Annotated in this window: 28 protein-coding genes; 17 read left to right on the top strand and 11 right to left on the bottom strand. The window is 38.7% G+C overall.

Annotated elements, in window-relative coordinates:
- Positions 1 to 58: 58 nt before the first annotated feature.
- Positions 59 to 751, bottom strand: coding sequence for an NAD-dependent deacylase (locus MWU82_RS10075; protein WP_247096270.1), 693 nt, complete (start codon positions 749 to 751; stop codon positions 59 to 61).
- 61 nt (positions 752 to 812) lie between these two features.
- Here MWU82_RS10075 and MWU82_RS10080 point away from each other — a divergent pair, with 61 nt between their 5' ends.
- The 3 genes from MWU82_RS10080 to MWU82_RS10090 are packed head-to-tail and all read left to right on the top strand — an operon-like array spanning position 813 to position 2,428.
- On the top strand, positions 813 to 1,469 hold the full coding sequence (locus tag MWU82_RS10080; RefSeq protein WP_247096271.1) for an RNA methyltransferase: 657 nt from the start codon (positions 813 to 815) through the stop codon (positions 1,467 to 1,469).
- A 46-nt stretch (positions 1,470 to 1,515) separates the two neighbouring features.
- The gene (locus tag MWU82_RS10085) at positions 1,516 to 2,043 is read left to right on the top strand and encodes an SRPBCC family protein (protein ID WP_247096272.1); all 528 of its coding nucleotides are present in this window, start codon (positions 1,516 to 1,518) and stop codon (positions 2,041 to 2,043) included.
- A gap of 7 nt (positions 2,044 to 2,050) precedes the next feature.
- On the top strand, positions 2,051 to 2,428 hold the full coding sequence (locus MWU82_RS10090) for a VOC family protein (protein WP_247096273.1): 378 nt from the start codon (positions 2,051 to 2,053) through the stop codon (positions 2,426 to 2,428).
- Positions 2,429 to 2,431: 3 nt separating this feature from the next.
- Here MWU82_RS10090 and MWU82_RS10095 read toward each other — a convergent pair whose 3' ends face one another.
- The 6 genes from MWU82_RS10095 to MWU82_RS10120 all read right to left on the bottom strand — a co-directional run bounded on the left by MWU82_RS10095 (position 2,432) and on the right by MWU82_RS10120 (position 9,259).
- Positions 2,432 to 3,247, bottom strand: coding sequence for a metallophosphoesterase (locus MWU82_RS10095; protein WP_247096274.1), 816 nt, complete (start codon positions 3,245 to 3,247; stop codon positions 2,432 to 2,434).
- Positions 3,248 to 3,386: 139 nt separating this feature from the next.
- Complete coding sequence (locus MWU82_RS10100; protein ID WP_247096275.1) at positions 3,387 to 5,081, bottom strand: alpha-amylase family glycosyl hydrolase; 1,695 nt, start codon at positions 5,079 to 5,081, stop codon at positions 3,387 to 3,389.
- Between the two features lie 140 nt (positions 5,082 to 5,221).
- Positions 5,222 to 6,001: a carboxypeptidase-like regulatory domain-containing protein gene (locus tag MWU82_RS10105; RefSeq protein WP_215947459.1), complete on the bottom strand. Its 780-nt coding sequence runs from the start codon at positions 5,999 to 6,001 to the stop codon at positions 5,222 to 5,224.
- 76 nt (positions 6,002 to 6,077) lie between these two features.
- Positions 6,078 to 7,877, bottom strand: coding sequence for a DEAD/DEAH box helicase (locus MWU82_RS10110; protein WP_215947458.1), 1,800 nt, complete (start codon positions 7,875 to 7,877; stop codon positions 6,078 to 6,080).
- Between the two features lie 160 nt (positions 7,878 to 8,037).
- Positions 8,038 to 8,682, bottom strand: coding sequence for a DUF4337 domain-containing protein (locus MWU82_RS10115; RefSeq protein WP_215947457.1), 645 nt, complete (start codon positions 8,680 to 8,682; stop codon positions 8,038 to 8,040).
- Complete coding sequence (locus MWU82_RS10120) at positions 8,669 to 9,259, bottom strand: non-canonical purine NTP diphosphatase (RefSeq protein WP_215947456.1); 591 nt, start codon at positions 9,257 to 9,259, stop codon at positions 8,669 to 8,671. Before MWU82_RS10120 ends, MWU82_RS10115 begins: the two co-directional genes overlap by 14 nt.
- Before the next feature lie 111 nt (positions 9,260 to 9,370).
- Here MWU82_RS10120 and MWU82_RS10125 point away from each other — a divergent pair, with 111 nt between their 5' ends.
- The 4 genes from MWU82_RS10125 (at position 9,371) to serA (ending at position 13,374) form a co-directional block, all read left to right on the top strand.
- On the top strand, positions 9,371 to 9,823 hold the full coding sequence (locus MWU82_RS10125) for an isoprenylcysteine carboxylmethyltransferase family protein (RefSeq protein WP_247096276.1): 453 nt from the start codon (positions 9,371 to 9,373) through the stop codon (positions 9,821 to 9,823).
- Positions 9,824 to 9,908: 85 nt separating this feature from the next.
- Positions 9,909 to 10,520, top strand: a complete 612-nt coding sequence (locus MWU82_RS10130) for a SatD family protein (protein WP_247096277.1) — start codon at positions 9,909 to 9,911, stop codon at positions 10,518 to 10,520.
- On the top strand, positions 10,517 to 11,218 hold the full coding sequence (locus MWU82_RS10135; protein WP_247096278.1) for a DUF3307 domain-containing protein: 702 nt from the start codon (positions 10,517 to 10,519) through the stop codon (positions 11,216 to 11,218). Before MWU82_RS10130 ends, MWU82_RS10135 begins: the two co-directional genes overlap by 4 nt.
- Positions 11,219 to 11,481: 263 nt before the next feature.
- On the top strand, positions 11,482 to 13,374 hold the full coding sequence (gene serA / locus MWU82_RS10140) for a phosphoglycerate dehydrogenase (protein WP_215947452.1): 1,893 nt from the start codon (positions 11,482 to 11,484) through the stop codon (positions 13,372 to 13,374).
- A gap of 157 nt (positions 13,375 to 13,531) precedes the next feature.
- Here serA and rlmH read toward each other — a convergent pair whose 3' ends face one another.
- Positions 13,532 to 14,005 (bottom strand): 23S rRNA (pseudouridine(1915)-N(3))-methyltransferase RlmH, encoded by a 474-nt coding sequence (rlmH, locus tag MWU82_RS10145; RefSeq protein WP_215947451.1) that lies wholly within the window; start codon positions 14,003 to 14,005, stop codon positions 13,532 to 13,534.
- A gap of 214 nt (positions 14,006 to 14,219) precedes the next feature.
- Between rlmH and nadC the strand changes: the two genes are divergently transcribed.
- The 4 genes from nadC to priA are packed head-to-tail and all read left to right on the top strand — an operon-like array spanning position 14,220 to position 18,958.
- Positions 14,220 to 15,077: a carboxylating nicotinate-nucleotide diphosphorylase gene (gene nadC / locus MWU82_RS10150; RefSeq protein ID WP_215947450.1), complete on the top strand. Its 858-nt coding sequence runs from the start codon at positions 14,220 to 14,222 to the stop codon at positions 15,075 to 15,077.
- Entirely contained in the window at positions 15,078 to 16,058 is a 981-nt protein-coding gene (locus tag MWU82_RS10155) for a YihY/virulence factor BrkB family protein (protein WP_247096279.1), read from the top strand.
- On the top strand, positions 16,039 to 16,488 hold the full coding sequence (locus MWU82_RS10160; RefSeq protein ID WP_348646982.1) for a DUF2147 domain-containing protein: 450 nt from the start codon (positions 16,039 to 16,041) through the stop codon (positions 16,486 to 16,488). Before MWU82_RS10155 ends, MWU82_RS10160 begins: the two co-directional genes overlap by 20 nt.
- Positions 16,489 to 16,501: 13 nt before the next feature.
- Positions 16,502 to 18,958, top strand: coding sequence for a primosomal protein N' (gene priA, locus MWU82_RS10165; RefSeq protein WP_247096280.1), 2,457 nt, complete (start codon positions 16,502 to 16,504; stop codon positions 18,956 to 18,958).
- A 4-nt stretch (positions 18,959 to 18,962) separates the two neighbouring features.
- Here the strand turns inward: priA and MWU82_RS10170 are convergent, their stop codons facing one another.
- Entirely contained in the window at positions 18,963 to 19,655 is a 693-nt protein-coding gene (locus tag MWU82_RS10170; protein ID WP_031444569.1) for a LytTR family DNA-binding domain-containing protein, read from the bottom strand.
- Between the two features lie 235 nt (positions 19,656 to 19,890).
- Here MWU82_RS10170 and rpsF point away from each other — a divergent pair, with 235 nt between their 5' ends.
- From rpsF to hisS, 5 genes are all read left to right on the top strand, one after another.
- On the top strand, positions 19,891 to 20,229 hold the full coding sequence (gene rpsF, locus MWU82_RS10175; RefSeq protein ID WP_215947447.1) for a 30S ribosomal protein S6: 339 nt from the start codon (positions 19,891 to 19,893) through the stop codon (positions 20,227 to 20,229).
- Between the two features lie 2 nt (positions 20,230 to 20,231).
- The gene (gene rpsR, locus MWU82_RS10180; protein ID WP_176225701.1) at positions 20,232 to 20,531 is read left to right on the top strand and encodes a 30S ribosomal protein S18; all 300 of its coding nucleotides are present in this window, start codon (positions 20,232 to 20,234) and stop codon (positions 20,529 to 20,531) included.
- A gap of 13 nt (positions 20,532 to 20,544) precedes the next feature.
- Positions 20,545 to 21,000, top strand: a complete 456-nt coding sequence (gene rplI / locus MWU82_RS10185) for a 50S ribosomal protein L9 (RefSeq protein WP_215947446.1) — start codon at positions 20,545 to 20,547, stop codon at positions 20,998 to 21,000.
- 146 nt (positions 21,001 to 21,146) lie between these two features.
- On the top strand, positions 21,147 to 21,617 hold the full coding sequence (locus MWU82_RS10190; protein ID WP_247096281.1) for a DUF6495 family protein: 471 nt from the start codon (positions 21,147 to 21,149) through the stop codon (positions 21,615 to 21,617).
- Between the two features lie 64 nt (positions 21,618 to 21,681).
- Positions 21,682 to 23,058, top strand: coding sequence for a histidine--tRNA ligase (hisS, locus tag MWU82_RS10195; RefSeq protein ID WP_247096282.1), 1,377 nt, complete (start codon positions 21,682 to 21,684; stop codon positions 23,056 to 23,058).
- On the opposite strand, the gene MWU82_RS10200 is transcribed toward hisS, so the two are convergent.
- A complete protein-coding gene (locus MWU82_RS10200) occupies positions 23,053 to 23,601 on the bottom strand; it encodes an NUDIX domain-containing protein (protein WP_247096283.1) in 549 nt (182 codons plus the stop codon). The genes hisS and MWU82_RS10200 overlap by 6 nt on opposite strands.
- Before the next feature lie 78 nt (positions 23,602 to 23,679).
- Positions 23,680 to 24,768: a M42 family metallopeptidase gene (locus MWU82_RS10205; protein WP_247096284.1), complete on the bottom strand. Its 1,089-nt coding sequence runs from the start codon at positions 24,766 to 24,768 to the stop codon at positions 23,680 to 23,682.
- Between the two features lie 104 nt (positions 24,769 to 24,872).
- On the opposite strand from MWU82_RS10205, the gene MWU82_RS10210 reads away from it, so the two are divergent.
- Positions 24,873 to 25,559, top strand: coding sequence for a DUF4294 domain-containing protein (locus MWU82_RS10210; protein WP_247096285.1), 687 nt, complete (start codon positions 24,873 to 24,875; stop codon positions 25,557 to 25,559).
- The last annotated feature ends 360 nt before the right edge of the window (positions 25,560 to 25,919 follow it).

Genomic DNA, 25,919 nt, shown 5'->3' on the forward strand with positions numbered 1-25,919 from the left:
AAACATCCGGTTAACTGAGCAAAGTATTTTACGCTGGTATAACTCCGGACAGTCAAATTTAGGATTCCCTTTCAATTAATTCCGAAACTAATTGGGGCACCCCATTTACGGCACTCGCCTGTATTATAGTGAGTCCGTTAAAATCGGTTCTACTTATATTAGGTTTTGGGTCTATAAAGTAAATAGGGGTGTCGCTGGATACATAATGTATTAAACTGGCTGCTGGATAAACTTGCATCGAGGTTCCTATTACAATCAAAATATGGGCTGTTTGTGTTATATTGGCAGCTTCTCCCAATAATGGTACTTCCTCTCCAAACCATACAATGTGGGGGCGCAATTGTTTTCCTGCTTCTGAAAGATCACCAATTTTGAGGTCGGTTTTCCAGTCAATTATTTTGTTGGGATTATGACTGCACCTAGCCTTAAGTAATTCTCCGTGCAAATGAATTACCTTGGAGCTGCCAGCCCGTTCGTGCAGGTCATCCACATTTTGGGTAATAATGCTAACATCAAAATGGTCCTCCAAGCGCACCAAAGCTTTATGGGCCAAATTGGGGAAGACTTTTAACAATTGCCTTCTTCTCTCATTGTAAAAATTGAGCACCAAATCAGGATTCCTCTGAAAACCTTGGGGTGTGGCCACTTCCGTGACATCATGACCTTCCCATAGGCCATCCGCATCCCTAAAAGTGTTAATTCCACTTTCCGCACTGACTCCTGCGCCGGTTAAAACTACTATTTTTTTCATTGTGCCAGAATATAGTAATATTTGTAAAATTAAACGTTTTCTTTTTTAATACCTTAGGATTATGGTCGATCTCAAGTTGCTTGATTATTTGGAAGGTTTCATTACCCCTGAGCGAAAAGCCCGGTTTTTGGATATTCTGGAAGAACGGACAAATTATATAACGGTTGCCATAGAGGATGTTTACCAAATGCACAATACCAGTGCGGTGGTAAGAAGCTGCGATGTGTTTGGGGTACAGCAGGCCCATCTTATAGAAAGTAAGTTCGGCAAGCGACTGGACAAGGACATTGCTATGGGGGCCCAACAATGGGTAGATTTAAAAAGATACAATACCACAACGGATTGTATTGATACTCTAAGGCAACAAGGGTATAAGATTGTGGCCACAACACCCCATGGGAATGACTGTGCACTTACGAGTTTTAAGTTTGACGGTAAGACTGCATTATTTTTTGGTACCGAGCGCGATGGGTTGAGTAGGGAAGTATTGGAAAAGGCAGATTCTTACTTAAAAATACCTATGGTCGGGTTTACCGAAAGCTTAAATATTTCCGTTTCAGCTGCAATAATTTTGCACACCCTAACGAGTCAATTGCGTAAAGAGAACATAAATTGGAGGTTGTCCGAAGATGAGAAACTGGAAAAAAGATTGGATTGGACCAAGAAATCGGTACGCAGTTTGAACGATGTTTTGGCCAGATTTTATGGAACAAAATGATATTTTCAGTATATTTAGGACAACTCTAACCAATACAGAAAAGCACATGGCTATTTTATTCTATATAATTATTGGGGTGGTTATATTGATTACCGTTCTGGCGTTAATCGCTCCTAAAAGTTATGATGTTTCCCGATCCATTGAAATTTCCAAACCAAAGGCCGAAGTCTTTGATAATATTAAATATTTAAAGAAACAGCAGGAGTGGTCTCCCTGGGCCAAAAAAGACCCTAATATGGAAAAGAAATTCACAGGTGTCGATGGGGAAGTTGGGGCCATAAGTTATTGGAACGGCAACAAGGATGTGGGTGAAGGTGAACAGGAAATAACAAAAATAATTCAAGGTAAAAGAGTTGAAGGGGAGCTTCGATTCATGAAGCCTTTTAGTTCTACCTCAGGCAGTTATATCGATTTGGAGGAATCAGGAAATGGAAAAACCAAGGTTACCTGGGGATTTAATGGGAAGAACAAGTTCCCAATGTCTATCATGATGTTGTTTATGAACATGGATAAAGCTGTTGGTAAGGATTTTGAGGAGGGACTTCGGAATTTAAAATCCATAATGGAAAAATAACCCGGTCATGGAAAGTAATATGGTCGGCTGGTTCGAAATTCCAGTTGTAAACATGGAACGCGCCAAAAAGTTTTATGAGACGGTGTTTAATATTACTATCTCTGTCCATGAACTGGACGGGTTAATAATGGGCTGGTTTCCGTCTGCACCCGGCAAATCTGGAGCTATGGGGTCGTTAGTAAAGCATGATTTGTACATTCCAAGTGACACCAAAGGCCCGGTACTGTATTTTTCATGTAAAGATTTGTCCAATGAGTTGAATAGAGTAGGGGGCGCTGGAGGCGCAATTTTGCAGTCTAAGAAAGAAATAGGTGAAGGCCATGGATTTATGGCTTTGGTAAAGGATACTGAAGGCAACAGAATAGCGCTACATTCGCAAAATTAGCAACTAGATGTAGAAAATGCTTGCCTCTGCCCTGGCTCCAAACCGAATGGGTAACCTTGTGGTCCCAATTCCTTTTGATACGTACATTTTAGAAATTTCGTTGTTGTACCAACCTTTAACGTAATCCCCACTTCCGAAGGGTGTAAAGAAGGGCTTTCCAAAAAAGGTAATCTGTCCCCCATGGGTATGACCGGCTAATATAAGTATTGGTTTAATTTCTTGTTCTTTGCTGACAAGGTCTATTTGCTCCCTATAAACTGGACAATGATTAAGGACAATAGTAAGCAACGATTTGTCTATATCTTCTGTCGATTTTCTAAAATCCGGATTGCCATGGACCAAGTCGTCCAATCCGATAATGTTAATTTCCCTGTTTTTGGTTTTGAATAGGTAGGCTTCGTTGATTAGCAAAATACCGTTATGATTATCATAAATGTCCTGTAGTTTTTGCAAATCAACTCTACCTGAAGATTCTTTATTGCCCAAAATGGCAATTTTTGGAATTTTGATATCAATTAGGCTTAAAAATTCCTCTAAAACCGGTAGATTTTTGTTCCGTTCTACAGAATCCCCTGTAATAAAGATAACGTCTGGCCGCTCCTTGTTAATTCGCTCGGCAATGGACTTATGAACCGATTTTATACTGTGCAAATGCAGGTCGGTCAAGTGAATGGCTTTGATTTTGTTGGATTCCGATTCAGAAATGTCGTGCTCCGTCCACTCTATAAAATTGGTTTCCAACCAGAAAGAATCGAGTACAACAAAACCAATGGACCCCAAAACCAATTTTAGGATAAATTGTTTTCTATTCAATTTCATTTAATATTTGTTGGAAACATTTTTTAGTATTATAAAGGAAGTGCACGAAATTAGGAAACATATTTAGAAATAGTCTTGTAAAAAAGTTAAATTGATGACTTTTAAGGTTAGAGAGATATTGTATAAGTCATTCCGCCCATTAATTCTTGGCTAATTCCAATAATGCAATTTCAAAGTCATTGTCCAGGAAAACTTTGCCATTTTCTACTGTAACCATGGTTTTGGAAAATGCATCATGTAGTTTTGTTCCATCACCGAAAAAACCTTTTACCCATAGGGATTTTTTGCCTTTAGGTAGTTTTAAACCAACTACGACCTTATCCTTAAATTCCCCATTTATAAAGGTTCTACCAAAAACATACGGGCTTTTGGAGAGCCTTTGGTGTCTTCCAGCTCCTATTGCGGGATGATCGTTTCTAAATTTTCCCAATTTCTGCCAATAGCCCAATATCTTTTTATTCAAAGGGATACTGTCCAATTCCCTCCAGTTCATAAAAGATCTAAGGGTTGCGTCACCTTGGGCACCTTCAATGGTTAGACTACGGATAGACTCGTCCCCATAATAAATTTGGGAGGCACCAGGGGTAAGCAATAATACATTTGCGGCGTGAAACGGGTTTTTTCTCTCCTTGTCAAAGGGGTTATTGTCATCGTGTGAAGCAAGGTAATTAACCACACTTTTTCCCTCCAATTCCGTAAACAGCAGATCGCTATATTTGCTAAATATGGCTTCATAGCCCCTGTTGGCATCATCCTTTAATTCAAAATTGATCAGACTTTGAAACCCATTGCCAAAATAATCTACTTTTTTGTCCCCAAAATCATATTCACGACCACTGGATATTCCATAACCGTATACCTCCCCGACCATAAAAAAGGGATTGTTGTCCAACACCTCTTCTGGATGTTTTCTTTTCCAGGTATTAAAGGCATATGAAGCCTCGCTATATAATTCCTGCCAAGTTTTTTCGTCTACATGTTTAGCAGTATCTACCCTAAAACCGTCTATTCCCAAATCGTTCACATAGTCTGTAAGCCATTTAATAATATAAAATCGGGGTGCCCTTGGGTATTTGGTACGATCAAAAAAAACTTGCAATTCGTCCAGTTCGTTGCTTAGTCGCCCTTCTTCCTTCCATTTGGCCAATAGTGCGTCTGGTAGTTCTACGGCGGTATCTGATTCCGTAATAATATCGGGTAAGTTTTTTACCAAAGTACAAGTGGTAGTGGATTCATAATCGGTGAATTCGCAAACTGGTTCCGTGCGTACCCATTCTTTTGGCCATACTGGGTCCATGTCCGTCACCGGACCTGTGTGGTTGAGCACAATATCCATCAGGATTCTGATGCCATTTTTATGTGCGGTCTTAACGAGTATTTCCAATTCCTTTTTTGTTCCGAAATTGGGATCCAGTGCCGTCCAATCCTTGGCCCAATACCCATGATATCCGTATGTACTGCCCGTTCCTTCGTCTACAGTGCCATGGATTTGCTCAACTATAGGGCTAAACCAAATAGCATTAATGCCCAAATCTGTAAAATATCCGTCATTTATTTTTTGGGTTATACCTTGGATGTCACCGCCCATAAAGCCCCTTAATACAGCTGTTTCCTTAGTTCTGTTTAGGTTAATATCGTTTAAAGTGTCACCGTTGTTAAATCGGTCGGTAAGTAGAAAATAAATGTTCGCTGCATTCCAGAAAAAAGGCGATTTCAATTCCCCTTTTTGCAGCAGCTCCGTAGTGGGGCCGGCTTCTTTTGCCACTTTATTTTTATTCTCTTTACAGGATATAAAAAACAACAAAAGTGCGGCAAGAAAAACTTCCTTTTTCATTGGCATCTATTTTGCTTAAAGCTATAAAATGATGTCGGTAAAAGAAAATTTATTTTATTCCAAATTCAATGGGAACCCTAATCAAAAATATTGATGTAGAAGGGTTAAGAGGTACTTCGCTAATAGGGTGTGCGCAGGGCTTACTTTTTCCTGTTCAGGACCTTATATTCTTCGTAGCAACTACTAATGGCATCCAATATTTGCAGGTCATTGGCCGTAGTAATAAAGGATCTGGAGTAATTACAATTATTAAGGATATCCTCAATATCTACCTTTTCCAATTGCAGTAGCTCGGTCAAGGTTTCCCTGTCAAATTTTGAAGCCAAAAGATCTCTAATTTGATCATCTTCCTTCATTTGACGTAGTTTGCGCATTTGGTTGGGTTTCTTTCCGAATAAATTTCTCAACAAATCCGCGGGGTTAAGTATGGCACCCAATACCTTGGTGACGGCACTTGGGTTCTTGCTCCCGGCTTCGTAACCCACGGACAATCCGGAGATACTATATTGAAAGGCATTGTTCAGGGGTAAGTTCTTAACATCTATTTCCAAGTAGCCTGTAAGAGAGTAGGGTCTAACAATTACTTCTTCCAAAGCATATGCCAATTCCGTAAGGGAAATTTTTGTCTCTTTAAATTTGAACATATCATTGGTAACCCTCACTTTTTGTGATTTAAAACCTAAAAAAGTAATATAAAGGGTGTCATTGACCTTAGCAGGAATATTGAACTCTCCTTTCTCATTGGTAATTGTACCCACCACTTCGTTAAGATTCACGACATGGACACTCTCCATTGGCTGGTCGGTTTGGGCGTTTAGGACAACCGCTTTTAATTGTTTCACCTCTTGTTCATTTTTGTCGTCCTGGGAATATCCAAAAGAAACAATTATGAGGAATAGGGGCAAGAAATAATTTTTCATTAAATAAATTCGATGTTATAATTGGTAAACTAACTAAAAAAATACGCCGAAGCGTATTTTTTTAATATACAATTAACTAAAAGAAATCGCTTTTTCTTTTAGTTCTTCTTTTTCCTGAACTACTGGAAGGACTGCCTTTGGAAGCGCTTCTGTCCCTTCTTCTTCCTTTGTTGCGATCATTGTCCCTAGAATCACGGCCTCCGCCACTTCTACTTCTATCACGTCTTCCACGGCCTCCGCCTCCGCCTCCGCCAGGATTTTTAGATACTTCAACATTGACAAATCTGCCATCAACCTTAAATTCCGTAAATGTTTTTAAAATAGCTTCGGTAGCAGCTGCATCCGTATTGAAGAAAGAAAAACTGTCTTTTACATCAACTTTAAAAATATCGTCCTTGCCCAAATTAACGGTGTCCCTTAAGAAATCTTTTAATGACATCCAATCATAGCCATCCTTTTCACCTACATTGATGAAATATCTAACGTTTCCGTCGGCTGGGATACGGCTATCCCCATCTCTTGATCTTCCTCTTTCTGCACGATCGCCAGAATCGGAAGTATTTAGATCTTTAGTTTTGTTGTAGTAATTAAAGAAACGTGTAAATTCTACAGAAACTATTTTTTTGATAAGTTCCTCACGATCAATACCTTGAAGTACATCATTTATAGCGGGCAAGTAATTGTCTACTTCCTCGTTAACCTTGGTGTCTTTGATCTTGTTGGCCAAATGGTAAAGCTGTATTTCACATATTTCCATTCCCGTAGGAATTTTTTTGGAAATAAAATCCTGTTGAATTTTATTTTCTATGGCCTTGATTTTCCTAAGTTCACTTCTGGTCACAATAACCATGGAAATTCCTGACTTACCAGCTCTTCCCGTACGTCCACTTCGGTGTGTATAAGTCTCTATTTCATCTGGTAATTGATAATTGATAACATGGGTAATGTCGTCAACATCTATACCACGTGCCGCTACATCCGTAGCAACCAACATTTGTATTTGTTTCTTACGGAAGGAGTTCATTACCAAATCTCTCTGGTTCTGACTTAAGTCTCCATGCAATGCACCGGCGTTGTAACCATCCTCGATCAATTTTTCAGCTACCTTTTGGGTGTCCCTTTTTGTTCTACAGAAAATAACGGAGAATATATCAGGATTGGTGTCGGCAAGTCTTTTTAGAGCAGGGTAACGATCACGACCACCAACTACATAGTATTCGTGTTGCACCGTAGTTGCTCCAGAGTTTTTTGTTCCTACCGTAATTTCTTGCGGACTGTGCATGAATTTTTTAGCAATTACCGCTACCTCTCTAGGCATGGTTGCAGAAAATAGCCAAGTGGACTTTTCTTTTGGAGTGTTGGAAAGAATATCTTTGATATCCTCCATAAAGCCCATATTCAGCATTTCATCTGCCTCATCCAGAACACAGTAGTCAATTTTGGAGATATCCACCAAGCCACGACCAATCATGTCTTTCATTCTACCAGGGGTAGCTACAACAATTTGGGCACCCCTTTTTATTTGTCTGGCCTGATCGGTAATACTGGCACCACCATAGATGGCAACAACATTAACCCCTTTTTCATACTTGGAATATAATGTAAGTTCGTTGGTGATTTGCAAACAAAGTTCCCTGGTAGGGGAAAGGATCAAACCTTGTGTAGTCCTACTTTCGCTATCTATTTTTTGAATTAATGGGAATCCGAATGCTGCGGTTTTACCTGTACCTGTTTGAGCTAGGGCAACTAAATCGGTTTCACTTTCCAATAAGATTGGAATTGCTTTTTCTTGTACTTCTGAAGGTGATTCAAATCCCAAATCAGAAATAGCATTCAATAGGGACTGCTTTAGCCCCAATGCTTCAAATTTTGTCATAATATGTTTTAAATAATCGCAAATATGTATGTTGCATAGAGCGATTATTTTTATAACCTATTTAGACTCAGCGCAACACATGCTATACCAGCGGCGTTAATTGAAGCGGCAAAGGTACTGCTTATTTTTTAATTAAAATATTTTATTTTGAAAGCTGTTTTTATGGAGCCAAGATAAAACCGTATGTAGAAATTAGAATGCCAATGGCGCCAAACACCAACATAAGTACAATAAAGTTTTTCTGTAATTTCTTGTTATCACGGATGATGATGCAAACTGCACCTAGTACAATACATATTTGAAACAATAATTTTCCCAAGTCGAATTTCTTGGTCGCTGTTTCATAATCCTGGGTGAGTTTTTCCCATTCGTTTATTCCTATGATTTTCCCCATTTCCCCATCAAGGTCCTGTGCCCAATGTTCTCTTGGAACATTGGATGACCCTACCAGAATTTCAGTTTTTTCCGCTTCGTATTTTAATACCATGCTTTTGGTCTGGGCTATTTTGGTTTTAATATTCTTATTTTTATCCTCGGGTATTATTCCTGTTTCCGTCAAGGCGTTCAAATAATCCAGTTCACTTTCCTTTAAACTTTGTTTTATACTTTTGGATTGGTACCAATTGGAGTAGTTTACGAATTGGCTGTGGGCAACCATCATCTCTTCTTCAAGATTATTGTTAACCAGTTCAGCTATGGCCAGTAAGGCTGCAAATACAGCTATCAGAATACCTCCAATGGTCTCCGTACGTTCCAATATTCTAGGAGTTGTTGTAGGTGTTTGCTCGGATTTATTTGTTGACATGGGTTCGGTTTTTGAAAAATGCTAGTAATTGTTCTATTGCTTTGGCTCTGTGGCTTATTTTGTTTTTGACCGAAATAGGTAATTCGGCAAAAGTTTTGTCATACCCCTTGGGCATAAAAATGGGGTCGTATCCAAAACCTTTTCCACCTTTTTTTTGGGTTGTTATTTCTCCTTGCACAATTCCTTTGAAAAGCAATTGTTCGTTTTTAAGGTTTAGGGCGATAACGGTTTTAAAGTGCGCCGATCTGTTGGTTTGGTTGTCCAATTGGAGCAATAATTTGTCCATATTGTCATCGGCGTTTTTTTGTTCGCCAGCATATCTTGCAGAATATACCCCTGGTGCCCCGTCCAAAGCATCCACTAAAAGTCCGGTATCGTCTGCAAAACAGGGGTAACCGTAATTTTCCGTGACAAAATTGGCTTTAATGGTTGCATTGCCCTCCAAATCGTTTGCAGTTTCAGGAATTTCATCCATGCAGCCAATATCCTCTAAAGACAGTAGTTCTATCTCCTTGGGAAATAGGATTTGCACTTCTTTTAGTTTGTTGGGATTATGTGTCGCAAATACCAATTGCATTTTACTTAGATTTATTATTCTTTTTGTTCGGGTTTGATAATCTTAAGGGGCAAATTAATTTTAAATGTCTAAAAGTAGTAATTTTATTTCCTTATCGTTTTATTATATTTTATGAAGTTAAAAATTGCGCCACTTGTCATCACTTTTGTTTTTGGGTTGTTTATGTATTTATTGGCTACATATTTACCTGTAGGTTATTTTGATTTTTTTGGAAGAAATTATTTAATGTATTTACTTTTCTTTCTTGCATTATTAATTGGGGTGGTTTCATTGTTTCAATTTTTTAGTTCAAAAACAAGTATAGACCCACGTACCCCTTCCAAAGTTTCTAAATTGGTTACTGGTGGTCTATATCAATATTCCAGAAATCCTATGTATTTGGCGTTATTGCTGCTGCTTTTGACCTGGGGACTGTATCTGGGAAACGCTTTTAATACGCTATTGGCAGCCGGATTTGTATATTATATGAACACTTATCAGATCAAACCCGAAGAGGAAGTGTTGACTAATATGTTCGGGAAGGAGTATCAAAAGTATTGCGTAATGGTTCGTCGTTGGTTTTAGTCATTTTTTATAATGGATTTAACTTATAAGTAAAAACATTAGCATTTTGGCTTATATTTTAATATATTAGCATTTTAACTTATATATGGTAGCTATAATTACAGGGGATATTATTAATTCTGACCGCTATGCGGCCTCGGAATGGATGGATATTCTAAAACCATATCTTGGTCGTCAGGGCAAAACGCCCAATGATTGGGAGATTTATAGGGGCGATGAATTTCAAATAAGAACAACCCCGGAAAGAGCCTTGACTATGGCCATTCAGATCAAGGCCCTCATTAAATCTATCAAGGATTTGGATGTAAGAATGGGGATAGGACTGGGGTCCGAAACGTTTGTGGGCAGTAGTGTAAGTCAGTCCAACGGGAAGGCCTACCGACGTTCAGGTAGAATTTTTGAAACCTTAAAGGAGCAAAAACTCAATTTGGCCATAGTCACTGGCCATGACGATAAGGATAAAACGTTGAACCTTATGTTGAAACTTGCATTGAATTTTATGGATGATTGGTCTACTGTTTCAGCACAAATGGTGAGTTTAGCCCTAGCAAAACCAAACGTTTCCCAACAGGAGGTTGCGGATCAATTAAAGATAAGGCAATCGGCTGTAAGCCAGCGATTAAAGCGGGCTAGGATGGATTTGGTGTTGGATTTATTGGCGTATTACGATGAAAATCTAAAGCATATTAAGGTATGATATTGTTTACGAAGCTCTTGTTGGCCCACCTTCTGGGCGATTTCCTGTTTCAACCCAATAAATGGGTGGTGCACAAAGAGGCAAATAAGATAGCGTCCAAATATCTATACCTACATGTATTGGTTCATGTTATAATCACCATGTTGCTATTGTGGGATTTAAAATTATGGAGGTGGGTTTTGGTAATTGCCATATCACATTATTTTATAGACCTTTTAAAAATATATGCCAACCCACATTTTAAGAATAAGGCCATTCCTTTTTTTATAGACCAAGCATTGCATTTGGTTGTTTTGTATTGCTGTGCGTTTAATTCTGATTTAGTGGGGCATACTGTGGGGCTTATACAGGAAATGAATTGGCCGTTGGTTACGGCGGTTGTATTTGTCAGTTATCCATCTTCCATTATTATGGCCAAATTATTGGAAGGTATGTCGGACAGGATAGAATTGGACCATAAATCCCTTCCAAATGCTGGAAAGTACATTGGAATTATAGAACGATTGTTTGTGTTGATCTTTATAATTTTAGCTAGATGGGAGGCAATTGGTTTATTGATTACAGCCAAATCTGTTTTTAGGTTCAATGACCTTAAGGAAAGTAATTCAAGAAAGCTCACGGAGTATATATTGATCGGTACCTTACTGAGTTTTGGATTGGCCATCATAACCGGATTAATATATCTTGGGGTTCGCTGAAGGTGATTTTTGCCAGTGCAAGGATATAGATAGATCTTGTCTGTTCCAAATCAATATAACTTCGGTAGGGATAATCAATGGATTTTAAATTGGCCCAGAGAATAGCTTGATGGAAAATTTTATCAATTCCTTAATTTTTGCGGTGTAAAAAAATCATTTTCTTACATATGCCGAAGAAAATCATGTATTGAATACTTTTCTTCGCCATAATAGGGAGTTGGATAAAATTAATTCATACTTTTGCCCCTTAAAATTCAGATTCAATGGTTGCGGTAGGCAGAAAATATGTGTTTGATTTTGATAGTACCCTAACTAGGGTAGAGGCACTGGATGTTTTGGCGGAAATTACCCTCAATGGAAGATCGGATAAGGACGATATTATTCGGGAAATCCAAAAAATAACCAATTTGGGCATTGACGGGGATATTTCTTTTACCCAGTCCTTGGAAAAAAGAATTAATTTATTAAACGCCCATAAGGACGATTTGGAGAATTTGGTCCAATTACTTCGCCAAAAGATATCCAAGTCCATAGAATCCAACAAGGAATTTTTTCATAATTATTCCGATGATATTTATGTAATTTCCTGTGGCTTCAAAGAGTTTATAGATCCCATAGTTGCCGAATATAATATTCCTGCGGATAGGGTGTATGCCAATACATTTCGATTCGACGAGAATGGAAAAATAATAGGATTTGACGAGGATAACGTATTAGCCTCGCACAACGGAAAAATTGCCTGTTTAAAAAACTTGGACTTACAAGGGGAAGTGCAGGTAATTGGAGACGGTTATAGTGACTATGTAATGCGCGAAGCTGGTATTGCGGATAAATTTTTCGCCTATACCGAGAATGTGCATAGAGAAAAGGCTGCGAGAAACGCAGACTATATTACACCTAATTTAGATGAATTTTTATTTGTGAACAAGTTGCCAAGAAAGATATCCTACCCAAAGAATAGAATTAAGATTTTATTGTTGGAAAATGTCCATCAAAACGCCTTCGATACCCTTTCTGAGGAAGGGTTTTCCGTAGAGCTGTTAAAACATAGTTTAACGGAAGAAGAGCTGATCGAAAAAATAAAAGGAGTGCATGTTCTAGGAATACGTTCCAAGACCCAAGTCACCAAAAATGTGTTGGCTGCGGCGGACAAATTAATGGTGGTCGGTGCCTTCTGTATAGGTACTACCCAAATAGACTTGGAGGCCTGTAAGAAAAAGGGCGTAGTGGTATTCAATGCGCCTTATAGCAATACAAGGTCTGTTGTGGAACTGGCCATTGGTGAGATTATCATGTTAATGAGGAGTATCTTTCCGCGTAGTACTGAAATCCATGCCGGTCAATGGAATAAAACTGCCGCCAACTCAAAAGAGGTGCGTGGTAAAAATCTGGGTATTGTAGGATATGGAAATATTGGAAAACAATTGTCCGTATTGGCCGAGGCCTTGGGGATGCGTGTTTATTACTATGACGTAGGTGATCAATTGGCATTAGGTAATGCCACCAAGTGCAGTACATTGGAGGATTTGTTAAATGTTTCCGATGTAGTAACCTTGCATATAGATGATAATAAGGCCAATAAGAATTTTATTGGGGAAAGGGAAATTAACCAAATGAAGGATGGTGCCCTGTTTGTAAATCTGTCCAGAGGTTTTGTGGTGGACATTGAAGCTTTGGCCAATGCCCTGAAAAGTGGAAAGATCGCAGGAGCGGCTATAGATGTTTTTCCAGAGGAGCCTAGAAGCAATGGTGAGTTCTTAACAGAGCTCAAAGGCTTGGAGAACGTTATTCTTACTCCCCATATTGGTGGTAGTACGGAAGAAGCACAACGGGATATTGCGGATTTTGTTCCCAATAAAATAATGGACTATATTAATTCGGGGAATACTGTAGATGCTGTAAACTTTCCAAATATTAGACTGCCCAAACAGAATAATGCACATCGTTTTTTACATATTCATAGGAATGTACCAGGAGTTATGGCGAAGATCAACGAAGTTTTGGCCCGTTATGATATGAATATTTCAGGACAGTATCTTTCTACCGATAACGAGGTGGGTTATGTAATTTCAGATTTGGACAAAGAGTATAACAAGGATGTTCTAAAGGCTCTTAAAAAGATTGATAATACAATTAAATTCAGGGTTTTATATTAGTAAGAAATTGGGATTTATAACTTTAAACTGTCTAAAATTTACTTTTAGGCAGTTTTTTTATGCCTTTAATGAAAAAAATCTGGAAACTGGGCCTTTAGTGGTAGCCTGAGGGGGATTTTTAAATCAGGTTGGCATCTTCTTTTTCGATGGCTTTTTGTTATTGATGGTGATAAGGTTCATTTCTTAATATCGTGAAGGCTCTGTACAATTGTTCTACCATAAATAATCGGACCATTTGATGCGAAAAGGTCATTTTTGATAGACTGATCTTGCTACGGGATTTTTGATACACAGCTTCACTAAAACCATAAGGCCCGCCAACAACAAATACAAGTTGCTTTATACCGGAGTTCATATTTTTTTGGAGGTATTCCGAGAATTCTACAGAGGTTTTCTGTTTTCCGTTTTCATCGAGTAGCACCAGCAGATCGGTTGGGTTGAGCTTATTTAAAATGGCGTCCCCCTCTTTTTCCTTTTGTTGCTTTTCTGATAGATTTTTGGTATTCTTGATATCGGGGATTATTTCCAATTCAAACTTTATATAGTGTTTTAACCTATTTTGATATTCCTCAATTAATTGACTTAATTGAGCGCTATCTGTTTTTCCCAGTACTAAAAGTTTTATGGTCATAGGGCAAATGTAATATGCTTATTTGAAACTCCAAAAAGAAGCTTATGTAGGTATGGAAACATTCGTAAAGAGAATTGCCCAGCCTATTGTTAATAATGGGCCTCTAGTTACATTGAAGGTTTGTTTTATTTAGAACACTTCTGTATTTAAGGAAATATCAAAGGAGGCGGAATTGGAGAAACATTTTAGTAAATTAGCGTAGAAAAAATAGTGCATGATATCAGAAGAACAATTTAAGAAAGAACTCGATTTAATTATAAAGAATGCAATACGGGAAGATGTGGGTGATGGAGATCACAGCTCATTGGCCTGTATTCCAGCCTCTGCAACCGGAAAGGCAAAGTTGTTGGTGAAGGACAAGGGTATAATTGCCGGAGTAGATTTTGCCAAAAAAGTTTTTCAATATGTTGATAGTGACTTGGTCGTGGATGTGCTTATTAAGGACGGCGCCTCCGTAGAATTTGGGGATATTGTTTTTTATGTGTCCGGAAGTTCGCAAAGTATTCTAAAAGCGGAGAGGTTGGTGCTTAATGGTATGCAGAGAATGAGCGCTATTGCCACCAAGACCAATTATTTTGTAAAACTTTTGGAAGGCACCAACACCAAGATTTTGGATACCCGTAAGACAACCCCGGGAATAAGGGCACTTGAAAAATGGGCGGTAAAGATAGGTGGAGGTGAAAATCATAGATTTGCTCTTTACGATATGGTTATGTTAAAGGATAACCATATTGATTTTGCCGGGGGTATTACTAAAGCAATTGAAAAAACACAGCAATATTTGACCGACAAAAAATTGGATTTAAAAATAATTGTAGAAGCTAGAAACCTCAAAGAAGTGGAGGTTATCTTGCAGTCTAACGGAATCTATAGAATTTTGCTGGATAACTTCAGTTTTGAGGATACCCGGAAAGCGGTTAAAATGATCGGGGATAAATGTCTAACAGAATCTTCTGGCGGAATTAATGAGGAAACCATAAGGAAATACGCGGAATGCGGTGTTAATTTTATTTCTTCGGGGGCGTTGACACATTCCATATACAATATGGACCTTAGTCTTAAAGCAGTATAAATGTCCCAGGAAATTGAAAGTAAACTGGAGAAGATTCCCATAGTTAATTGGGTAGTGGGGCTAATGAAAAGTTTGAAGTTGCCAGGCTTTGAAGGGCTTTCTATTTATGACCTTATGGAGATGTATGTGCTGGGAATAGTAAAGGGGGCCTTATCCACCCGGGCAAGTTCCATTTCCTTTAGTTTGTTTTTGGCCTTATTTCCATTGTTGATTTTTTTGGTTACATTAATTCCTTTCATCATTCCCTATGTTTCTGTGGGAAATTCGAATTTTGATACAGAATTCCTAATTTTTTTAGAATCATTTTTACCAAGGGCAACAGGTGATTATTTTAGTGAAATATACTTGCAGATCAGTGAACAGGAAAGAGGGGATGTCCTGTCCTCTGCAATCGCATTTATTACCTCAATTTTTTTGATGACCAATGGGGTGAATGCAATTTTCGTGGGATTTGAAAACTCTTACCATGTAAATCTCAATAGAAGTATTTTTAAGCAGTATGTTTATGCCTTGATGGTGGGGTTGATGCTATCTATCCTTCTTTTGTTAGGGGCGGTCATATTTGTTTATTTTGAGGCATATGTGCTTATAGGTTTATATGATATAACACACAGGGGAGTGGAATTGGAAGTGGATGAAAGTGAATTTATCTTGGTGCAATGGGGTAAATTTTTATTTTTAGGTATGTTGGCCTATTTTATTACGGCCATTTTATATTATTTTGGTACCAAAGAGGGAAGGAAGGCCAAATTTTTTTCGGCCGGGGCCTTGATGACTACCTTGCTTTTTATCCTTACATCCTATTTATTTGGAGTATATGTTGAAAAATTTGCCAGATATAACGAATTATACGGTGCTTTAGGTGGTTTGTTGATCTTATTGGTATTTATTTGGTTAAATTCCAATATCTTGCTGTTGGGGTTTGAACTGAATGCCTCATTAAATTCTTTAAGAAAAAAATATGAAAAACATGATGGATAGGAATAAATGGGTAGTATGGGGTGTTTTTATACTTTTTTCTATGTCTGCTCCGGCACAAAGCATCTTTGGGAAATGGAAAACCATCGATGATAGGACAGGTAATCCAAAGGCCATTATTAGTATCTATGAGGAAGACGGACTTATGTACGGACATGTCGTGGAGATTCTGGAGGAAGGAAGGGAAGATGCCGTATGCGAAAAATGTGACGGTGACAAAAAGGACCAACCAATAGTTGGGATGAAAATAATTGAAGATGTGGAACACATTGGCAATGGGGAATGGAAGGGAAAAACCCTTTTCGATCCGGAACAGGCCATGACCTTTAGGTGTAAATTGTGGCTAAATCCCGATAATCCGGACGAACTAAAGGTAAGAGGATATTTGGCTTTCATCTACCGTACCCAGACTTGGATAAGGGTGGAAGGATAGAACTTTAGGGAATATGCAGGATTTTATCAATGTTATTTTACCCATCCCTATAGAAAAGCTTTTTACCTATAAGGTGACCAAGGAAGAGGCGAAAGTATTAAAACCGGGAATGAGGGTAGCCGTTCCCTTTGGAAAATCAAAAATATATACAGCCTTGGTGTTCGAGATCCACAACACCGCGCCCACAGTCTACGAGGCAAAGGAGATCGATCAAATTTTGGATGATTATCCGGTTGTGACCAATATACAACTAAAGTTCTGGCATTGGTTGGCCCAATATTACATGTGCTCTATTGGGGAAGTTTTTCGCGCTGCCGTACCCAGCGCCCTGCTATTGGAAAGTGAAACTTTAATACTTAGGAACGATAGGGCAAATACAGAGGAAAACGATTTGCTCGATGATGAATTTATGGTATTCGAGGCCTTGCAGCACCAATCAATTCTAAGGGTTCAGGAAATAAGTGATATTCTGGACAAAAAGAATATCATCCCAGTTTTAAATAGGTTGCTCAAAAAGAATGTTATCTTTCTTAAGGAGGAGATGTACGAGCAATATAAGCCCAAATTGGTCCGATACGTTCAGCTGGGAAAGGACCATAGATCTGAAGAGAATTTGGAGGCCTTGTTGAATGGCCTGACCAGGGCCCCTAAACAGAGCCAAGTGGTATTATCATTGTTTCAATTACAAGCGGTAACAAAAAAGCCTGTAAAAGTGAGCGATTTGGAAAAAGCCAGTAATAGTTCCAGTTCTACCATTAAGACGTTGATAGATAAGGGTATTTTGGAGGAACAATTTGTTCAGACCGATAGGGTGGTGTACGAGGGGGATGATGAAACTGAAACCTTAAAATCTCTAAACGACTATCAAAATGCTGCGCTCAAGGATATAAAAAACTCCTTTAAGGAGAAGAAGGTAGTGCTTTTGCATGGGGTTACTTCTTCAGGAAAAACAGAGGTCTATGTTAAGCTGATCGAAGAATTTTTAAGCCAAGGAAAGCAAGCGCTTTATTTACTTCCGGAAATTGCCCTTACTACTCAGTTGATTTCAAGATTGCAGGCCTATTTTGGTGAAAAAGTGGCTGTATATCATTCCAAGTACAATGTGCAGGAAAGGGTAGAGGTCTGGAACAATGTTTTGGAAAATAAACCGGTAGCCCAGATAGTCATAGGGGCCAGGTCTGCTTTGTTTTTACCATTTAAGGATTTGGGGCTGGTTATTGTGGATGAGGAGCATGAAAGTTCTTTTAAACAATATGACCCGGCGCCAAGATATCATGCAAGGGACGCTGCCATTGTTTTGGGTAATTTGCACGGGAGCGATATTCTCTTGGGGTCTGCCACGCCAAGCGTGGAAAGTTTTTATAATGTAAAGGTTGGCAAGTATGGCTATGCCCATATAGAAAGAAGATATGGGAATGTACTTATGCCGGACATGGAATTGGTAGATATAAAGGAGCAGTCCCGTAAAAAAAGGATGAAAGGACATTTTTCGGAGCGACTACTAGAAGAGATTACGGAGACCTTGGATAACGGAGAGCAGGTTATACTATTTCAAAATAGACGGGGGTTTGCGCCCATTATGGAATGTACTACCTGCGGGCATGCCCCCCAATGTCCAAATTGCGACGTAAGTTTAACCTATCATCAGCACAGAAAACAATTGCGATGCCACTATTGCAGTTATCATATAGCCCTTCGGGAAACTTGTCAGGCTTGTGGGAACGCCACCCTGGATACCAAAGGTTTTGGGACCGAGCAGGTGGAGCAGGAGCTAAATACATTGTTCCCAAAAGCCAATGTTGGGAGAATGGATTTGGATACCACTAGGGGCAAGCATGGTTACGAAAAGATTATCACCTCTTTTGAGCAACAGGAAATAGATATTCTGGTGGGTACCCAAATGCTGACCAAGGGGCTCGATTTTAGGAATGTAAACCTGGTAGGGATCATGAATGCGGATTCCTTGTTGAATTTTCCTGATTTTAGGGCCCATGAAAGAAGCTTTCAGTTGCTTACCCAAGTGGCCGGCAGGGCAGGGAGGAGCAAGAAGAGGGGAAAGGTAATTATTCAGAGTTATAATCCCAATCATAGGATATTACAGCAGGTAACCACAGGTGATTATAATGGAATGTTCCAAGAGCAGATTTACGAAAGGGAACAATATAAGTATCCTCCTGTAAACAGAATTATCAAAATTACGTTTAAGCACAAGGATTACAACAAACTTAACGATGCTGCGGAATGGTTTGCCAAATCGTTGAGAAATAGTTTTGGAGGAAACGTACTGGGGCCCGAATATCCACCTGTGGCAAGAATCCGGAATCAATATATTAAGAACGTTATCATCAAGATCGGGGAAAATTACTCCTTGGTCAAAACAAAAAATAGCATTAAAAGAATTGAAAAATCCTTTAATGCTATTTCCTATTACAGAGGTGTTCGGGTAATCTACAATGTAGATCACATATAACTATCTAAAAATTATTTAGTGCCTCTGCCAATTCAGTTTTCTTATTTCTACTTAGAGGTATTTGTTTTCCACTAACTTCTACATTTTTACTATTAAACTTCTCTACCTTCTCCAAGTTAACGATATAGGATTTGTGAATCCTTAAAAACTTATCTTCTGGCAACTGTTTTTCAAAAGATTTCATTGTTGATAAAATTACGATATTGGCTTCATCCGTAACTAGTTTTATGTAGTCGCCCAAAGCTTCGATCCATTTTATCTCGTTCAAAATAACCTTTCTTTTCTTCAAGTTACTCTTAACAAAGATGTGTTCTTCGTCTTCCGTTACCTTATTGATTTGTTCGTATTTTGCTACGGCCCGTTTAACAGAAGCGTCAAAACGTGATAGGGTAATAGGTTTGTGAAGGTAATCTGTTACGTCGTAATCAAATGCCTTAAGGGCATAATCCGGTTTACCGGTGATCAAAATTACCTGAGGACTATTATCTAGGGACTCTAATAGGTCGAATCCAGTGATAATTGGCATCTCTACATCTAGGAAAATTAAATCTATTTCGTTGTTTTTAATGCCGTTCTTGGCTTCAATGGCATTACTGTACTCAGCTACCAAAGCCAGATTCGGATGGTTATTAACCAGTTTGGCAACTGCCATCCGCTGCATGGACGAGTCGTCCACGATAATGCTTCTTAATTTCATAAATGGTTGATTTGTGGGGTTAAATCATCGACAAAGTACTTAAAAATCACGCTGATGTACAACTAAAGTTGTAAACATTGCAGTAATTGTTGTGTAAATGGCAATGACCATAGTTTTAATTGTTTTTGGTTAAGTTCAATATTATGTTTTCTCTAGGTATAACGAAGATTTTTCCATTTTCTTGTGATATGAACAAAAAATAATTACTTTTGCACACTTAAAAAATTTTAAACATATGAACAATTACGAAACTGTTTTCATTTTAAATCCCGTTCTATCTGATGTTCAGATAGAGGAAACAGTTAAGAAATTTGAGGATTTCTTAATTAACAGAGGTGCCAAAATGGTAGCCAAAGAAAACTGGGGGCTGAAGAAATTGGCCTATCCTATCCAACACAAGAAAAGTGGTTTTTACCATTTGTTCGAGTTTACAGCTGAAGGCGAAGTTGTTGCCCCTTACGAATTGGAATTCAGAAGGGACGAACGAGTTATGCGTTTTTTGACCGTAAAATTAGACAAGCATGCCGTATCATGGGCAGAAAGAAGAAGAACAAAGTTAAAAGCTAAAGCGTAAGGATTATGGCATCAATAGAACAACAAGCAAAAGGTAAAAAAGACGGAGAGATTAGATATCTTACTCCTCTTAATATAGAGACCAATACTCAAAAGAAATATTGTCGTTTCAAAAAATCAGGTATTAAATATGTAGATTACAAGGATCCTGATTTCTTAATAAAGTTGGTAAATGAGCAAGGTAAATTGCTTCCAAGAAGACTTACTGGAACTTCCTTGAAATATCAGCGTAAAGTGGCCGTTGCTGTAAAAAGAGCGCGTCACTTAGCTTTAATGCCTTATGTTGGCGATTTATTAAAATAAAAAGAAACGGACGATGGAACTTATATTAAAGGAAGACGTACAGAACTTAGGTTTTAAAGATGATTTGGTGAATGTAAAGAATGGTTTTGGTAGAAATTACCTAATCCCAAGAGGATTGGCCTCTTTAGCTACACCATCAGCCAAAAAAGTATTGGCAGAAAATTTAAAACAAAGAGCTCACAAAGAGAAGAAAATTGTTGATGCTGCCAATAAGACTGCAGAAGCCATTAAGCAATTGGAAATCAAGATTGCTGCAAAAGCTGGTGCTGGTGATAAATTATTTGGATCTATTACTAATATAGATTTGGCCGATGCTTTGGAAAAAGCTGGACATTCTTTGGATAGAAGATATATATCTATTCAAGGTGGTGCTGTTAAAAGGACTGGTCCTTACAATGCTCAAATAAGATTGCACAGAGATGTGGTAGTCGATTTCCCATTTGAAGTAGTTGCAGAGGCAAAAGGATAATACTATTATATTGATTTATTTGAAAGGCCGCATTTATGTGGCCTTTTTTATGTTAATGATGTTAAAAGAGCGGCCTTTTAATCCTATACTAAGCCAAGAATGGTAATGGATATTGATGTAAGCCGTATTTGAAATTCAGTGACACAATGAAATACACAAGATTAACAAGGCAACAACTAGAAGAGTTGCAGCAGGAATTCATTAATTTTTTGGCTACCCAATCCATTACAGGAGACGAATGGGATACGCTAAAGAAAGAAAAACCGGAAGTAGCTGAAGAGGAACTTGATATTTTTAGTGATTTAATTTGGGAAGGTGTTTTGTCCAAGGTGAAGTATTTGGAAAATATTTCTGCCCAACACATGCATTTATTCCATACCGAAGAAAAGGAAATGAAGCTTATCTCGGTAAAGGTGATGAATCCGGAAATAGATTTGAGAACCAAAGAGGGCTTTTCTTGGTTCAAAAAAAATTATCAATCAGATTTTGTGGAATACCTAACGGCTTCCAAGGCCTATACAGTGGATAAAAACCTGGATAAGTTTAATTTAATTAAGCAAGGAGCAGTAATCACCAAAGGAGAACTTTATCAATGGTTCGATGATTTAATGGGTTAATTTTAGTTGATCCGGCATAGGCAAAATTCTACAATCCATTATATTTACAACAAGATTAAAAACAATGGCACAAAAACCATCCATACCTAAAGGGACCAGGGATTTTTCCCCATCCGAAGTCAATAAGAGAAATTATATTTTCGATGTGGTAAAAAAGCATTTTCAAACCTATGGTTTTCAACCCATCGAAACTCCGTCCTTTGAAAACTCTGAAACCTTAATGGGAAAATATGGTGATGAAGGTGATCGACTGATCTTTAAAATACTTAATTCTGGAGATTTTTTGAATAAGGTGAATGATGAGTTGTATTCCACTAAAGATTCGAGTGCCTTGACTTCCAGGATATCGGAAAAAGCTTTGCGATATGATCTTACCGTGCCCTTTGCCCGTTATGTGGTAATGCACCAAAATGAAATAGACTTTCCCTTTAAAAGATATCAGATCCAGCCGGTATGGCGTGCAGATAGACCCCAAAAAGGGCGTTTTCGCGAATTTTTCCAGTGCGATGCCGATGTAGTGGGTTCGGATTCCCTTTTGCAGGAAGTGGAATTGGTGCAGTTGTACGATGCCGTATTTACAGACTTAAAGCTGGAAGGGGCAACCATTAAGCTTAACAACAGAAAGATATTGGCGGGAATTGCCGAGGTAATCGGGGAACGGGATAAGCTGATTGACTTTACCGTGGCTTTGGATAAGCTGGACAAAATAGGGATCGATGGAGTTTCCAAAGAAATGAGGGAAAAAGGCATTTCTGATGCTGCCATTGAAAAAGCGGCCCCTTTATTTGCGCTAAGTGGAAGTAACCTGGAGCAAATATCGGCCTTAGGTGATTTGTTGAAGGATTCCGAGGAGGGAAGTAAAGGAGTATGGGAGCTAAGGTTTATAGTTGAAACCTTGGAGGAGCTAGGGTTGCAATCCGCAAATCTAAAAATAGATGTTACTTTGGCCAGGGGTCTTAATTACTATACAGGGGCTATTTTTGAAGTAGCCGCTCCGGAAGGGGTTAGTATGGGGTCTATAGGTGGAGGTGGTCGTTATGATGACCTTACCGGAATCTTTGGTCTTAAAGATGTTAGTGGGGTAGGGATATCCTTTGGTCTGGACCGTATTTATTTAGTGCTGGAAGAGTTGGGGCTATTTCCTGAGGCCATAGACCGATCATTACAAGTACTCTGTGTTAATTTTGGGGACAGGGAAGCATTAACTTCTATGAAACTTGTTAATCAATTGAGGAAGGCAGGTATAAAATGTGATCTTTATCCCTCCAGTGCCAAGATGCAGAAACAAATGAAATATGCCAATAATAGGAATGTTCCTTTTGTTGTTTTGATCGGGGAACAGGAATTGAGCAGCAATTCCTTTGTGGTCAAGGATATGGTCAAAGGGGGGCAGGAAACCTATAGCTTGGATAGGGTAGAAGAGTTTTTGAACAATTTATAGCCTATTTTGTAGAGCATTTAGCACCGTTTCATAGTATTCCATTTCGTAAGGCACGTATTTCTTTGAAATCACATTGCTTTCCAATTCCTTCCGGAACATGTTCAAGGAAATTAGGGCAAGATCGTCCACTTCGCTTTCTTGCATTTTAAGTGCTGAAAAGGGTATTTTCAGTTCACATAAAAAAGTATGGTGGAATTCGCAGTCCAATAAATCCTTATGATGTTGGTAGCTGTATTTATATACTCCTAGTTTGTATAGTCCGTTTTCCGTAATGTCAAGACCTATCTCTTCCTTTACTTCCCTAATAGCAGACTCCGTTACATCCTCACCTGCACCTATATGTCCGGCTACGGATACATCCCAAAGTCCTGGGTGGGTATCTTTGTTTTTGGCGCGTTGCTGAATGAGTATTTCTCCTTTTTTGGTATAAAGCCAAACATGTATACTGGGGTGAAAAATCCCCCTTTTATGGGCTTCGGATTTCATGATGGATTTACCTGTATAATTACCGTCCGCATCCAATATGTCTATCAATTCATCCATAATCAAGCAATATTTTAAATGAGTAGCAAAAAATCTAAAATAAAAAATCCCCCCTAAAAGGGAGGATTTTGAAAAATACTATTCAAAATAACTAAAAGTTTCCCCGTCTTTTATATTCAATAAAGATTCATAGATCAATCGAATAACATTTTCTACATCATCCCTATGAACCGTTTCTACCGTGGTGTGCATATATCTTAGGGGTAGGGATATTAAAACCGAAGCTACCCCACCATTGCTATAGGCAAAGGCGTCCGTATCCGTACCTGTATATCTTGAAGCGGCCATGCGTTGAAAAGGAATCTTGTTGGTTTCTGCAGTTTCAATAATTCGTTCCCGAAGTTTGTTTTGTACCGCAGGGGCGTAAGAAATAACAGGGCCGGCACCAATCAGGGTATGTCCTTGTTTCTTTTTCTCGATCATGGGCGTAGTGGTATCATGGCAAACATCTGTGACTATTGCAATGTTCGGTTTTATGGTTTGGGTAATCATTTCAGCCCCTCTTAGTCCAATTTCTTCCTGCACCGCATTGGTGATATATAGTCCAAACGGTAATTTCTTTTTGTTTTCATGTAATAGTCTGGCAACCTCCGCAATCATAAAACCACCCACTCGATTGTCAATGGCCCTACAAACAAATTTGTTCCCGTTCAGCACTTGAAAGGTATCCGGATAGGTAATGACACATCCAACATGTACCCCTAATTTTTCCACTTCTGCCTTATCCTTGGCACCTACATCAATAAAAATATTGTCCAATTTAGGAGGTTCTTCTTTGGAGCTGTCCCTAGTGTGTATGGCCGGCCATCCAAATATCCCTTTTACAATTCCTTTTTTGGTATGTATATTGACCCATTTGGAAGGTGCAATTTGATGATCGCTACCACCGTTTCGGATAACATAGATTAAGCCATCGTCTGTAATATAGTTTACATACCAAGATATTTCATCGGAATGCCCCTCTATGACCACCTTATATTTGGCTTCAGGATTTATAACTCCCACTGCGGTACCGTAGGTGTCGGTAATAAAAGTGTCCACATAAGGTTTTAAATAATCCATCCATAATTTTTGCCCTTCCCATTCGTAACCGGTCGGTGCAGCATTATTTAGATATTTTTCTAAAAAATCCATGGATTTTTTGGTAAGAATCTTTTTTGCGCTCATTTACGTATATTTTGAATACAAACTTAACAATATTCACTTTTAATTAATAGCAAGCTGCTTTCTTTATCATTAATTTTGGCAAGGCTTTTGTATTTTAAGGTTCAATGGGAAAAAGATTATTGGTGATACTTTACGGGATTACGGGGTTTGTAGGATTGGCACAGGTTCCAGAGGTGCCCATGGATTCGGTAGCTGAACAGTACGTAATAATGGAGGGGGATTCTATTCTTCAGAGTTCTATCGCCTTAAATGAGGTTTATGTATTTGGTAGGCTTAAATTCTCATCCTATAACGATAAGTTGCGGTATTATATATTGAGGAGGAAAACCATGAAGGTGTATCCTTATGCCAAATTGGCTGCCGAGAGGTTGGTGGAACTAAACGATAGTTTGGAACATATAAAGAAGAATTCTCACAAAAGAAGGTTTACGCGCAAAGTTCAAAAATTTATTGAGGACGAATTTTCCGAGGAATTAAAAAAATTGACACGTACCGAAGGGCAGATTTTGGTAAAGTTGATCTATAGGCAGACTGGGATTACGGCTTTTGATCTGGTAAAAGAGTTGCGGAGTGGCTGGCGTGCTTTCTGGTACAATACCACGGCTAAAATGTTCAACATAAGTATTAAGGAAGAATTCCATCCGGATACGGTGCATGAGGATTACCTTATAGAGGATATTCTGCAGCGGGCCTTTGCGGATTTTAGTTTGGAACGGCAGCCTTCCGTTTTGGAATATGATTACGCTACCCTAACCAATATTTGGAAAGATCAGAACAGATCCAAGGAATAGGGGTAAGAATTCTCTATGTTTCCTGTATAATTTTAATGTAATGCATTGTGCGTTCCCTCCATTTGTCGGGCCGGGTGCTCTGCTGTATCCCTTGCCCTGCTTCGGGGATGCCGCTCCGCCCCCTAACGCTGTCCGCAGTAATTTTAACGGGCCTTTGTTTTGTTGTTATCGGAAAAAGCGTTAAATTGTTTTCCCTTTTTCGGGGTCGTAGCGTGCTGCAAGGTGCTTGTTGACAGCGGGTTGTGCGCGCCCTTTAAAAAAAGGCAAAAAAAGTTTCAAAAAATCCTTGTGGATTTAAAAAAGGGTGGTAGATTTGCACCCCGCTAACGAAGGAATTACGGAGTCGGCGGAAAGGGTGTT

The organism is Arenibacter sp. S6351L (assembly GCF_023016025.1).
Lineage (GTDB): Bacteria > Bacteroidota > Bacteroidia > Flavobacteriales > Flavobacteriaceae > Arenibacter > Arenibacter algicola_B.